This is a genomic window from Flavobacteriales bacterium, assembly GCA_019694795.1.
In the GTDB taxonomy this organism is placed as follows: Bacteria; Bacteroidota; Bacteroidia; order Flavobacteriales_D; family UBA2798; genus UBA2798.
Map to the genome: position 1 here is coordinate 34,346 of JAIBBF010000012.1, position 12,619 is coordinate 46,964.

Below are 12,619 nucleotides of genomic sequence, written 5' to 3' on the forward strand. Positions count from 1 at the left end.
CACGAAGATGATCGAACAAAGCGATAAAGAAATTCTGGACCTCTTTCACCGTGGTGAAAACCGCGAAAAGGCATTTGAGTTACTGGTAAAAAAATACCAGCGTAAACTTTATGCTGTGATTCGTAGAATCGTGATCGATCACGATGATACTGCCGACGTTTTACAAAACACATTTATTAAAGCCTGGAAAGGAATGAATTCCTTTCGTGAAGAAGCACGCCTATATACCTGGTTGTACCGGATTGCATCCAATGAAGCGTTAAGTTTTATTTCGCGCAGCAAAAAAAATCTGAATTCTTCCATTGAAAATCATTTTCAATTAATGGCAGAAGAAAAAAGTGATTCCACGCATCACACAGGTGATGAAATTCAAAAATTTCTTCAATTAGCCATACAAACCTTACCGGAAAAACAACGGGTGGTGTTCCTGATGAAATATTATGATGAAATGAAATATGAAGAAATGGCTGAGGTACTTGAAACTTCGGTTGGTGCTTTAAAAGCGAGTTATCATATTGCCGCGAAAAAAATTGAGGAATATTTACAACAACATGCATTAAACCTTTCTTCGGGATTGGAGTCATAATACAAATGGATAACAAACCACATAACAAGCAGGGTCCTTTCGACGCACCGGAAAATTTCTTTTCATCCTTTCCGCAACGTGTAATGGATGAGGTGGAAATGGAACAATTACGGGAAATTGCTCCGCTCCTCTATTCCATTGAGAAAAAAGATTGTTTCGAAGCACCGGCTGGATTCTTTGAGCAGTTTACTGTTGACATGAATCCAACTCCGAAGGTGCGTTCGATGTACACAAAAATCAGCATTGCCATTCTTTCTTCCGCGGCGGCTGTTTTATTGATCATTACCGGCACCCGGCAAAACACTGAAGTCGCAGCTAATAATGAATTTAGTATTCCTGCCACCGACAATGTTTTAGCAGAAGTTTCTTCGGATGAATTGGATCAATTTATCGTTGATGAAGTGAGCAGCGATTTATTTGAAGAAGAATTAGCTCCTGTATTAGCCATGGAAAATAACAACACGGTGAAGCATGTGCAGGATGATGATTTAAAGGAGTATATCATAAATGAAGTTGATTTAGAAAATTTTATTGAAGAATTTTAATCGTAGCAACATGAAAAAGCAAATCGTAATGCTGCTGATGGGAATCGGGATGATTTCTACGGCAATGGCTCAGGAGCCGGAAAACAAAAAAGAGAAGATGGAGGCAGCCAAAATTGCATTTATCACGAAAGAACTCGAATTAACTACCGAAGAAGCACAAAAATTCTGGCCCGTTTACAATCAGCGTGAAGCGGAATCGGATGCGGTTCGTAAGGAAATGCGTGCAAAAATGAAGGGCAAAAAAATTGAGGAGATGAGTGACGCGGAAGTTGAAAAATCGATGGATGAAATGCTTGCTTTAAAACAGAAGGAACTGGATATTGAGAAAAAATACAATACCGAGTTTAAAAAAGTTTTACCCGTAAAAAAAGTGGCAAAACTCCATATGGCGGAGCGCAAGTTTAAAGAAGAAGTGATGAAAGAATGGAAGGATCGTCACCCCGGCGGACCCGAAGGCAAAGGCCCGGGCGGAAATGGTCGTGGCGGAAAAGATCCCGATCCAAAACCTTAATCGAAGGACCCTTTTCAGGGTCTTTTTTTTTGAGCAATAACAGAAATCCACTAAATTGCTTGTATGAAAATCCGCTTACTCCTTCTGTTTGTCATTTTACACCAAGTAACCTTCGCTCAATCGGCCGATAAAGGAAAAACCTTCATTGATCTATCCGTAGGAATGGGAGGCTATCATGGCATGAGTAATTTGAACGATAATCAGAATAAAGATGTCAATGCAGGCGCCAATGCCTTTCAGCTGAATGCGGGTTATGTAGTAAAAAACGGATTTTCGTTGGGACTAGAATTCCGTGCTTTGCGTTATCTCACGGATGATGATTCGGCCAGCATTGTTAAAGAAGCCGCCGCGAATTGCATTGCCATTACCAGCGATTATCACTTTGTAAACAAACAGAAATTCAATGCCTACGCCGGATTTGGATTAGGAGGAACACGTTTTAATTATTTGCGCTCGGAATTAGATACCACTACCCTGCAATACAACAAAGGAAGAGTTTATGCTCAAGGTGCATTGGTTGACATCCATACCGGTTTACGTTGGTGCTTTACCAAACATGTTGGATTATTTTTCAGAGCCAATTACAGTTTTTTCCCTTTAAACGTAACCCGCTTTACGGTGAACGGCAACGATAAAGAAGACATGAGCTACAGAAAAACAACCGATGTAATTCTCAATTTCAGAGGACTGGAATTAAAGGTTGGATTGAGTGTTTATTTTTGATTTAAATCAAGACCTTCATAATACCCCAAATCCATGGATTTTATCTGTTTGGTATAGGCAGAAATTTGCCCGGTGTGATAGCTAAAATGTTCGATGACATGAATAAGAATGGACAAACCGTTTTCCCGGAATCCCTGTACAGGGCGGACATTTAGCCATTCACTTTCCGGTAGGTGATTTAAAACGATTGATAGATCCTTCTGCAGAATATTTAATTTCTCCAATAAAGCAGATTTACTGCACCTGGAACCGGATTCAAATTCTAAACTTCGTTCACGAAGATCCGTTTGCTTTCCTAATCCGGAGCAAATCCATTGACGCGCATTTCCGCAGAGATGCAAAACAAGATTACCAATGGAACTTAACGTTGCGCCAGGCGATTGCCAGATTTCATCTTCAGAAAGAACATTCAAACATTTTTTTATCCGGGGAATGCTTTCCCTGAAAACTCTACGGTTAAATTCTTCTACTAATGCCTGATGAATTTCACTTTGCATGAACAAAAGATAAGAAAAATAATCTTAATTCAAGTCGAAATCCAGCGACACGTTTTCGGAGCGGGTGGTAGGATGTTGTTTTCCTTTAGAAAGTTCATCCACTACGGTGCCGGTATAACGAAGTAATTCGGTGACGGAAACATGTCCGTTTTTATCCAGATCGGCATCGCCGGATTTCAGTCCGTTTAACAACACATAAGTAAACAATCCATTTTTCCATTCGCCGCTTTCCATTGCAAATTCGGCACTACCCGCCGATGAAATAATGGTGGCACCGGTACCCCTGCGCACATCGGCAAATAATTCCTTTAATAATTCGGTGGAAGTTCTTCCATTCATTCCGTGTTTCACCGTAAATCCATCTCCCACACTCCGAAATGCAAGATCGTCTGACTTTTCATTTGTACCACCTTTGGTGATTTCATCTTTGTCCACTTCACCACTGTGACAAGCATCGATGAGAAATAATTTTTTGAGTGGGGCAATGCTATCCAAAACATTTTCCAGTTGCGAATACTCAATACCATTTTGATCGGGACTGTTGAAATTCATGTCGTGGGTAGAAAGAAAATAATTAAACCCTGCATCAAGAACTCCATGTCCCGCAAAGAACAAAATCACCTGATCGTTTCTTCCTGCAGTTGCTAAAAATGTTTTTACCTCTTTTAATGATGAACGATTGACTTTTTCATCGGTGATCAACAACGTTTTTACAGCACTATAGTTTGCAGGTTTCTGCAACTCGAGGAAGGACTTCATATCAGTAACATCCTTGCCCGGGTAGCGCAAATTAAATGAAGCGTTAGAAAAGGTACCGGATCCAATTCCGACATAATACAATACTGGTTTTTGTGCCGGAGAAGGACGATCCGTAATAATCCGCTCACGATTCGATTCAAGCCCATTGGCATCGAGCACGGCCACATCGATTTGATTTGTTCCATCGGCCAGAAGAATGGATATGGATTTATTCCATTCACCGGTATTTAATTTCTTAAGTGAAAATCCATTCCTTCCCCAAATCGGCACTTCATTAATCCAAACCATTAAACGATCTAATTTTGCTCCCGAACTTTTTGCTTCCAATTGCAAGTTCAACTCCGTCGTTTTCGTTTGAATTCCGATTTTATCTCTGTTTACGATTCTACAAGTTGGAGGCGTACCCCCTGTTGAAGAGGAGGAAATTCCCATTTTTTCCATTCTGCGTTTCCAGGAAAATTCTAAAGCAGAAATTAATTCACTATTGGATGAACCCAGTGATAAAAGCACTTTATCCGGACGATTCATGATTAAATCAAATTGCTCAAAAGGATACACCGTTCCGTTTTGGTAAAATCCGACCAAATCATATCCTCCTTTACTGGTGAAATAATAATTGTTTTCGTTGGCAATAACAAAATCTTTATCGTTAAACACCATGGTAACAATGTTTCGTGCTCCTGCTACATCCCATACCCGAATTGATCCATCATCAGATGTTGAGATTAACCATTGGTCGTCGCTGCTAAATGAAAATGAATTGGCCCAACTGGAATGTCCTTTTAATTCCACTGCTGCGAAATCGTTGGTATTGCGCAGGTGCATCACCCATTCTTCGCCCATGGAAATGAGGTATTGTCCTTTAGTTGAAAATGCCACAGGGAAAAGTTGTTTTTTAATGGCCGATTCGCTTCTTGTTTTATGTTCGGATGGATCGCGGAATGATTTTGCGGGTTCATCTTTTCCGGTCTCGTACAACATCACCCGCTTGGTTTTGGCATCCTGCGCCACCAGAAATTTTCCGTCGCCCGAAAAATCGGTGCTGCGGGTTCCGGTTCCCTTAATTACTATTTTATCTTCTTTTAAAACGGGCATTTTGTAAATCATCACATGACCATCCTCTGCAACTGCCACCATTTTCCCTTTGGGATGTATACTTAATGCACTTACAATTCCACCTGCTTTAAATTCTGAAGCAAGAATGTTTTTGGTTAAGTCAAACACTTTTAATTGTCCATCCGCACTTCCGCTCACCAGCCATTTATTATCCTTACTAATCTCAGCACAGGTGATGAAACCATTGTGACTATACATGGATTTCTCTTCCAGTGAAAACACATTCACCAATTTCAACACGCTTCCCCAGCCAACAATCAGGTTTTTAGAATCGGGTGAAAATTGAATAGCGCGAATTTCTTTTTCTCCGGTGTTGATGCGTCGGATGGCATGATCGAAAACCGAAAACAACACCACATCTCCGGAAGATTCAAATGAAATGGCAATGAATTTTTTATCGGGACTAAAAACGGCATTACTGGGCACATTTACCCGTGGTTGGGTGCGGACTGCAATGAGTGAATTATTTTTATCGTAGATATAAATTTTGTTTTCTTTCAACTCGCCTCTATACGGATAATGCTCCGAAGGAATTCTTCCGATATTGAATTCTTCTTTTGCCAAAATAGAACTTACGTCCACCTCCGTTGGATTTCCTCCTTTGGCTCTTACGCTCACTTTTTTAGTAGCGGCATCAAACACCACATGATCCACTTCTCCGGCAACCCGTGCTGATAACAAATATTTTTTCCAGCTTTTGGTATTCACGATAAATGCCGAACCTTTATTTCCGAAAAGCAACATATCGTCGTTCACGCCGAAATTCAATTGAGTAATCGGAAAAGGATCATCATAAAATTTGTCGCTTACTTCCACAAAATCCGAAGTGGAATACACTTTACAGGTCCCCAAATCGCCCCGCATGTAAAGAAAATTTCCTTCCGGACTATATCCGACTTTCGTTACATAAAATGAAAATCCCGTTATGGTTTTAATCAATTTCCCAGATCGGATTTCCCAAACCTTCACTGTTTTATCACGCGAAGCCGTGGCATAGGTTTTTCCTTGCGGATCTACCGACAAAAACAAAACATCTTCGGTATGTCCCTGCTGCACCACCAGCTGATCATTGCCAGCTCTCAGGTTGAACGAAACGAATAGTAAAAAAGCGATCAAAAGAGGGGATTTCATGAAGTTTGAATTTGGACCTGAATATAATTCAAATGCCTCCTCGGCCATCATTCCGGTCGAAAAACACGGTATTCACCTTAGGGATCAAGGGGTTAATCATTTTGATATTGTCTTTATTTTAATTCTACTTTAAATCGATCTTCTCTGGTTTTTGAGGATTAAAAAGCGTACCTTTGCGCCCTGATTTTCAAAACCATTTATGCAGAAGCTGAGGAATATCGCGATTATCGCACACGTTGACCATGGTAAAACCACGTTGGTTGACAAAATGCTGCTAGCCGGCAAATTATTTAAAGACCATGAAACACCCGGAGAGCTGATTCTCGATAATAACGACCTCGAAAGAGAACGCGGTATTACCATTCTCGCTAAGAACGTTTCTGTTCAGTACAAGGATTATAAAATTAACATCATCGACACCCCGGGCCACGCCGATTTCGGTGGAGAGGTTGAGCGCGTACTCAACATGGCAGACGGTGTATTGTTATTGGTTGATGCCTTTGAAGGTCCGATGCCACAAACACGCTTTGTAACTTCCAAAGCATTAGCGATGGGATTAAAACCTATTCTGGTGGTAAACAAAGTGGACAAACCCAACTGTACGCCTGAAGAGGCTTATGAGTCGGTGTTTGAACTGATGATGAACCTGGATGCTACAGACGAGCAATTGGATTTCCCTGTAGTTTATGGTTCTGCCAAACAAAACTGGATGGGTATCGATTGGAAAAAACCAACCGGAAACATCGATGCACTTTTTGAAATGATTATTGAGCATATTCCCGCTCCGAAAATTTCTGAAGGTACACCACAATTACTGATTACTTCACTCGATTTCTCCCAATACATCGGTCGCTTTGCCATCGGAAGATTACAACGCGGCGAATTGAAGGCGGGTCAACAAGTTTCATTGGTAAAACGCGATGGAACCATTGTTAAACAGCGTATCAAAGATTTATTTGTATTCGAAGGTTTTGAAAAACGCAAAGTAGAATCGGTGCAAGCCGGTGATATTTGTGCGGTGGTTGGAATTGAAGGTTTCGAAATTGGTGATACCATTGCCGATGCAGAAAATCCAGAAGCATTAAAAACGATCGATATCGAAGAGCCTACCATGAGTATGCTTTTCACTATTAATAACTCACCTTTCTTCGGTAAAGAAGGAAAATTCGTGACTTCCCGTCACTTGAAAGAACGTCTCGAACGTGAGTTGGAAAAAAATCTTGCATTACGTGTTAAAGAAACCAACTCGGCCGATTCTTTCAATGTATCCGGGCGTGGAGTACTTCACTTATCGGTACTTATTGAAACGATGCGTCGCGAAGGTTATGAATTACAGATTGGTCAGCCACAAGTTATCTTCAAAGAAATAGATGGTGTTAAATGCGAGCCGATCGAAGAATTAACCATCGACTTACCGGAAGAACACGCAGGAAAAGCCATTGAAATGGTTTCTACCCGTAAAGGCGAAATGATGAACATGTCACCAAAAGGAGATCGTATGATTATGCAATTCGTTATTCCTTCACGTGGATTAATCGGTTTGCGTAATAATATGCTTACGGCCACAGCGGGTGAAGCGGTAGTGACTCATCGCTTTAAAGAATATGCACCTTACCGTGGTGAGATTCCTGGTCGTATGAACGGATCTTTAATCTCCATGGAAACCGGCGATGCTATTGCCTACTCCATCAACAATCTTCAAGATCGCGGTACATTCTTTATTGAAGTAGGAGAACCGATTTATGAAGGACAGGTAGTAGGAGAAAATACTCGTCCCGGCGACATGGTGGTAAACATCACTAAAACAAAAAAACTCACCAACATGCGTGCATCCGGATCGGATGATAAAATGAGAATTGCACCTCCGGTGAAGTTTTCGCTTGAAGAAGCATTGGAATACATTCAGGGTGATGAGTATGTAGAAGTAACGCCAAACAACATTCGTCTTCGTAAAATTATTCTTACCGAAAGCGATCGTAAACGCGCATCAAATACTAAACTTCAGCTCTGATCTGAAATAAAACTTAATCAAAAAGGCGATCTCCGGATCGCCTTTTTATTTTATCTCCATTACTTTAATACTGCGGTCATCTCCTGTGGAGATCAAACGATTCAATGAAGGAATCCAATGCAAGGCGTTAACTGAATTTTTATGCGCATCCAACAATTTGCGATCAATCCGCAATAAAATACTGAGGGTATCGGTCGACCACAACTTTATCGTTTTATCGCGACTCGCCGTTGCAATCACCGCTGTACCGGTCAATTCTTTGATATCGTAAATAGCAAAATTATGAGCGGGAATTGAACGGATGAGCGATCCATTCCTTTTCCAATAATTTAAATACGCATCTTTTCCGCCGCTCAGAAGCGTATCCTCATCTAAAAAACAAATGGAATTACAAGCCATCTCATGCGCTTTCCATTCCTGAACCAAATTATAAAACGAAGTTTCAAAAATCCGTATCCATCCATCCCCACAAGCGAGTGCCAAAAAATCGCCGGAAGGAGAAAGTGCCATCTTCCTTATTTTTTCCGAGCAAATCGGATAATTAAGCATTAAACGAAAATCATTCCGGTCCCAAATACAGCAAGTGCCATCACCGGAAACGGTGTAAAAATGATTGTTTTTATTATGGAGAAGAATTTGAAAAATGGCCGACTGATGATGAATGATGTGTTTTATTTCTTTCTTATTCAACAAATCAATAATGTGTAAATCGCCGGTACCAAGTCCGATAAACAACACCTGTTTTTCCTGATCGTGCAACAGCGAATAAACCGGCTTTCCGACATTCACAGAAAATTTTTCTGCAGCACCATTTAGTACATCCCATTCCGCAACAAATCCATCCGCGCTGCCACTGAAAACTGTTTCCGGTTTACTTCCCTGTTCAAGACAATAAACGGGAGCGGCGTGACCGGACAATGAAAATTTCAAATGAACATCCGGCTTTTTCATAGCGATTGTAAGAATGAACAGGACACCCATTGAAGGGAATTTTCCATAACTTTTTTTCGAACACTAAATTCCGGAACAATGTTTCCCTGATTCAATTCAATCATTAAAATCATTCCGGTTATTTCATCCTGAACAATTTCCAGTATTCCAAGTTCAGCATCGAGAACGAGGTCGTGGACAAATAAAAGTCGACGGTTTTTATCTCTGAATCCGGAGTTGCGGTCTTTTTGTTTGAATGGAATTTCAGTTCCGCTCCACGCATACATATCGGGCGAATAAAACCATTGGTTACCCATTTTTTTCCGGTAACCTAAAATGAGATCATTCAAACGCAAACGTTCCATACTGCAAAATAACATAAAAGCAGTAGAGTTGTTCGGCTAGCTATGAAAATGTGATGACTCCTGATCGCCTAAACTTCCTTGCCTTTGAGCATTTTATTCCAATACAAATGAGGAAGAATATATTTTTTTAACCACCATAAACGCAGATGTTCTTTCGAAGAATCGAACACCAGCATTTGTTTTAGTTTCGGATCCGGGGTAAAATTATTTTGATAATCGAACTCTGCCAAAACCATTTTACCGTATCCGGTTACCAAGGGACAACTCGAATATCCATTATACGATTTATCACTGATTTTTCCATTGGCGATCATTGATTTGATCGATGCTACCACAACAGGGACCTGTTTTCGAATGGCAGCACCTGTTTTAGCAGTAGGTAAAGCTGCGGCATCGCCCATACCGAAAATATTCGCGTATTTTTTATGTTGCAGGGTGTTAATGTCCACATCCATCCAACCATCTTTATTCGCTAAATCGGAATCCTTAATAAAATCCGGAGCAGTTTGCGGTGGTGCGAGATGAAGCATGTCGAACGGAATTTCAATAAGCGAATCACCTTTCATTTCTTCCTTCAGTGAATTATCCTGATTAATCACACATTGATTTCCGCTGGCATTAACCCATTTAAATGTGATGATTTTTTTATCGGCATCAATTTTAACCGGTGCATAATGCGGTTTAAAGTGAATACCATAACGGGCTATGACCTGCTCAAGTGTATGGCGAATTTCTTTCACTCCGAAAATGGCAGCTCCCGGTGTAGCATAAATAACATTGGTGTTTTTGTCGAGACCTTTTTTCTTGAAATAATCAGCCGCCAGATAGGCGATTTTTTGAGGAGCTCCTCCACATTTTATTGGCGTAGTAGGTTGCGTAAAAACAGCATTTCCGCCTTTAAAATTTTTAAGCACTTCCAAGGTATGTATCGGATCGGTATAATTACTGCAAACCACACCCTTATCAATCGCCTCGGCCAATCCTTCAATTTGCGACATATCGTAAACGAGTCCCGGTGATAACACTAAATAATCATATTTAATCACTTTGCCGGAACATGTAATAACCGTGTTATTGGCAGCATCCACTTTATCGGCATATTCCCGGATCCAATTCACCCCTTTTGGCATGATATCCGCCATCTTTCTTTTTGTCTTCTCAAAATCGTACGCATTCGCCCCTACGAGGGTCCAGGCAGGTTGATAATAATGAAATTCGGCAGGCTCGAGTAAAGTCACCTGCATATCTTTTTCCCCTAATAAGCGGGCAGCAGTCATAATTCCGCCGGTACCTCCGCCAACAATAACAATATGATTCATAAATCTGGCTTTTTGTTAAAGCTAGGGCAAGGAAAAAGGATAGACAGTGACAGAGGTTACAAAGCGTCAGTATTCGCCCGGAAATTGCGACAAATCGACTCCCCAGGGGTATGTTCATCCCTTACGAATCGGGACATTCCTCTGCTTTTCGCCAAAATGACAGGTTTTTTCAGACTGGTCTCTCCTTTGATGTATTTCTGCCAAAAGAATAAAACTATGAGTACTACTACAGGCAAAATCAATGTTCAGACGGAAAACATTTTTCCGATCATCAAGAAGTTTCTTTATTCCGATCATGAAATCTTTTTGCGCGAATTGGTTTCGAATGCAGTTGATGCCACCAGAAAACTTAAAACACTTTCTTCACTGGGTGAATTTAAAGGCGAGTTGGGCGACCTAACCGTAAAAGTTTCGGTGGATAAGGAAAACAAAACCATCACGATTAGTGACCGAGGGATTGGAATGAGTCAGGAAGAAGTTGAGAAATACATTAATCAGGTTGCCTTTTCCGGTGCCAAAGAATTCGTAGAAAAATACCAGGATAAAGCACAGGGAATCATTGGGAATTTCGGACTAGGATTTTATTCCTCCTTTATGGTTTCCAAACGCGTGGAAGTAATCACCAAAAGCTATCGCGACGAAGCCGCCGTTAAATGGGAATGCGAAGGAAATCCGGAGTACAGTATTTCACCGAGTGATAAAGCGGATCGTGGTACAGATATTATTTTACACCTGGCCGACGATTCAGAAGAATTTGCTGATGAATTCAGAGTAAAAGAAATTTTGCGCAAATACTGCAAATTCCTTCCCGTTGAAATTGCTATGGGTAAAAAGAAGGAGAAAATCACCAATGAAAATGGTGTAGAAGAAGAAATTGAAAGGGATGATATTCTCAATAATCCGGAACCAGCCTGGACCAAATCGCCATCCTCACTGAAAGAAGAAGATTATACTTCCTTCTACCACGAGTTATATCCATTTGCTGAAGAACCATTATTTCACATTCATTTGAATGTGGACTACCCCTTTAACCTGACAGGTATTTTATATTTTCCTAAACTGAAAAACAATATTGAAGTTCAAAAAAATAAAATTCAGCTATACAGCAATCAGGTATTTGTAACCGACCAGGTAGAAGGTGTTGTACCGGAATTCTTAATGCTGCTTCACGGTGTGATCGATTCTCCGGATATTCCATTGAACGTTTCGCGCTCTTATTTACAAAGCGATGCCAATGTGAAAAAAATATCATCGCACATTACTAAAAAAGTGGCCGACAAACTCGAAGAGATGTTCAAAAACGACCGTGCCGACTTCGAAAAAAAATGGGATCACATTCAGGTGTTCATTCAATACGGAATGTTGACCGATGAAAAATTTTATGAGCGTGCACAGAAGTTTGCTTTATTAAAAAATCACGAAGGGAATTACTACACACCGGCGGAATACACCGAAAAAATCAAAGCGATTCAAACCGATAAAAACAATCGCATTGTTTACCTCTATGCGCCATCAACCGCAACACACGATAACTACATCGAATCTGCCAAAGAACGTGGTTACGATGTTTTAATTATCGAAGGTCCGCTTGCACCGCATTTTATTTCCAAGCTCGAAAGCAAAATGGAAAACGCATCCTTTGTTCGGGTAGATGCAGACACCATGGACAATCTGATTAAAAAAGATGATCAGCAACCCAGCAAATTATCGGAAAAAGAACAGGAAGAATTAAAACCGGTGTACCAGGAATTAATCGACGCCTCCAAATTTACCGTTCAATTTGAAAGCATGAGCGAAACGGATGTTCCTGCTATGGTTACCCAAACTGAATTTATGCGTCGCATGAAAGAACAGGAAGCACTTGGCGGCGGAGGATTTTACGGAACCCTGCCTGAAATGTACAACCTTGTTGTAAACAGCAATCACCCGATTACCTCAAAAATTTTAAAAGAAGAAAATCCGGAGCGAAAAAAAGTAATTACCCGCCAGGTGGTGGATCTTGCTTTATTGTCGCAAGGTTTACTAAAAGGAAAAGAATTGTCGGATTTCATGAAACGCACAGCAGATTTGATCACTAAATCATGATTTTTTTCATCATAATTTAATCTTTATTCTGAAACGATTTT

General features: G+C 40.6%; 11 protein-coding genes. 6 read left to right on the forward strand and 5 right to left on the reverse strand.

The features are described from left to right. Nucleotides 1-7 precede the first annotated feature (7 nt). The 4 genes from K1X56_05885 (at nucleotide 8) to K1X56_05900 (ending at nucleotide 2,365) form a co-directional block, all read left to right on the forward strand. Nucleotides 8-586, forward strand: a complete 579-nt coding sequence (locus K1X56_05885; GenBank protein ID MBX7094232.1) for a sigma-70 family RNA polymerase sigma factor — start codon at nucleotides 8-10, stop codon at nucleotides 584-586. 5 nt (nucleotides 587-591) lie between these two features. Next, nucleotides 592-1,131 carry a hypothetical protein gene (locus tag K1X56_05890; protein MBX7094233.1) on the forward strand — a complete coding sequence of 180 codons (540 nt, stop codon included), beginning with the start codon at nucleotides 592-594 and terminating at the stop codon, nucleotides 1,129-1,131. A gap of 10 nt (nucleotides 1,132-1,141) precedes the next feature. Continuing rightward, complete coding sequence (locus tag K1X56_05895; GenBank protein MBX7094234.1) at nucleotides 1,142-1,642, forward strand: hypothetical protein; 501 nt, start codon at nucleotides 1,142-1,144, stop codon at nucleotides 1,640-1,642. Between the two features lie 63 nt (nucleotides 1,643-1,705). After that, nucleotides 1,706-2,365, forward strand: a complete 660-nt coding sequence (locus K1X56_05900; protein ID MBX7094235.1) for an outer membrane beta-barrel protein — start codon at nucleotides 1,706-1,708, stop codon at nucleotides 2,363-2,365. Here K1X56_05900 and K1X56_05905 read toward each other — a convergent pair. Together K1X56_05905 and K1X56_05910 are read right to left on the reverse strand one after the other, a co-directional pair. After that, a complete protein-coding gene (locus K1X56_05905) occupies nucleotides 2,356-2,862 on the reverse strand; it encodes a DUF1572 domain-containing protein (GenBank protein MBX7094236.1) in 507 nt (168 codons plus the stop codon). The two genes, K1X56_05900 and K1X56_05905, sit on opposite strands and share 10 nt — an antisense overlap. Before the next feature lie 24 nt (nucleotides 2,863-2,886). Further along, entirely contained in the window at nucleotides 2,887-5,868 is a 2,982-nt protein-coding gene (locus tag K1X56_05910; protein MBX7094237.1) for a caspase family protein, read from the reverse strand. A 199-nt stretch (nucleotides 5,869-6,067) separates the two neighbouring features. Between K1X56_05910 and typA the strand changes: the two genes are divergently transcribed. Next, a complete protein-coding gene (gene typA, locus K1X56_05915; GenBank protein ID MBX7094238.1) occupies nucleotides 6,068-7,879 on the forward strand; it encodes a translational GTPase TypA in 1,812 nt (603 codons plus the stop codon). A gap of 45 nt (nucleotides 7,880-7,924) precedes the next feature. Here the strand turns inward: typA and K1X56_05920 are convergent, their stop codons facing one another. The 3 genes from K1X56_05920 to K1X56_05930 form a co-directional block, all read right to left on the reverse strand. Continuing rightward, nucleotides 7,925-8,860: a hypothetical protein gene (locus K1X56_05920; protein MBX7094239.1), complete on the reverse strand. Its 936-nt coding sequence runs from the start codon at nucleotides 8,858-8,860 to the stop codon at nucleotides 7,925-7,927. Further along, a complete protein-coding gene (locus K1X56_05925) occupies nucleotides 8,827-9,174 on the reverse strand; it encodes a hypothetical protein (protein MBX7094240.1) in 348 nt (115 codons plus the stop codon). The genes K1X56_05920 and K1X56_05925 overlap by 34 nt, the downstream gene beginning before the upstream one ends. Before the next feature lie 68 nt (nucleotides 9,175-9,242). Further along, on the reverse strand, nucleotides 9,243-10,493 hold the full coding sequence (locus K1X56_05930; GenBank protein ID MBX7094241.1) for an NAD(P)/FAD-dependent oxidoreductase: 1,251 nt from the start codon (nucleotides 10,491-10,493) through the stop codon (nucleotides 9,243-9,245). 156 nt (nucleotides 10,494-10,649) lie between these two features. On the opposite strand from K1X56_05930, the gene htpG reads away from it, so the two are divergent. Further along, on the forward strand, nucleotides 10,650-12,578 hold the full coding sequence (gene htpG, locus K1X56_05935; protein MBX7094242.1) for a molecular chaperone HtpG: 1,929 nt from the start codon (nucleotides 10,650-10,652) through the stop codon (nucleotides 12,576-12,578). Nucleotides 12,579-12,619: the final 41 nt, after the last annotated feature.

Excerpts from the sequence above, each read along its gene's own strand:
- K1X56_05885 (MBX7094232.1), top strand. The coding sequence starts at position 8 with ATGATCGAACAAAGCGATAAAGAAATTCTGGACCTCTTTCACCGTGGT.
- htpG (MBX7094242.1), top strand. The coding sequence starts at position 10,650 with ATGACAGGTTTTTTCAGACTGGTCTCTCCTTTGATGTATTTCTGCCAA.
- K1X56_05925 (MBX7094240.1), bottom strand. The coding sequence starts at position 9,174 with ATGGAACGTTTGCGTTTGAATGATCTCATTTTAGGTTACCGGAAAAAA.
- K1X56_05890 (MBX7094233.1), top strand. The coding sequence starts at position 592 with ATGGATAACAAACCACATAACAAGCAGGGTCCTTTCGACGCACCGGAA.
- K1X56_05930 (MBX7094241.1), bottom strand. The coding sequence starts at position 10,493 with ATGAATCATATTGTTATTGTTGGCGGAGGTACCGGCGGAATTATGACT.
- K1X56_05910 (MBX7094237.1), bottom strand. The coding sequence starts at position 5,868 with ATGAAATCCCCTCTTTTGATCGCTTTTTTACTATTCGTTTCGTTCAAC.
- K1X56_05905 (MBX7094236.1), bottom strand. The coding sequence starts at position 2,862 with ATGCAAAGTGAAATTCATCAGGCATTAGTAGAAGAATTTAACCGTAGA.
- K1X56_05900 (MBX7094235.1), top strand. The coding sequence starts at position 1,706 with ATGAAAATCCGCTTACTCCTTCTGTTTGTCATTTTACACCAAGTAACC.
- K1X56_05920 (MBX7094239.1), bottom strand. The coding sequence starts at position 8,860 with ATGGGTGTCCTGTTCATTCTTACAATCGCTATGAAAAAGCCGGATGTT.
- typA (MBX7094238.1), top strand. The coding sequence starts at position 6,068 with ATGCAGAAGCTGAGGAATATCGCGATTATCGCACACGTTGACCATGGT.
- K1X56_05895 (MBX7094234.1), top strand. The coding sequence starts at position 1,142 with ATGAAAAAGCAAATCGTAATGCTGCTGATGGGAATCGGGATGATTTCT.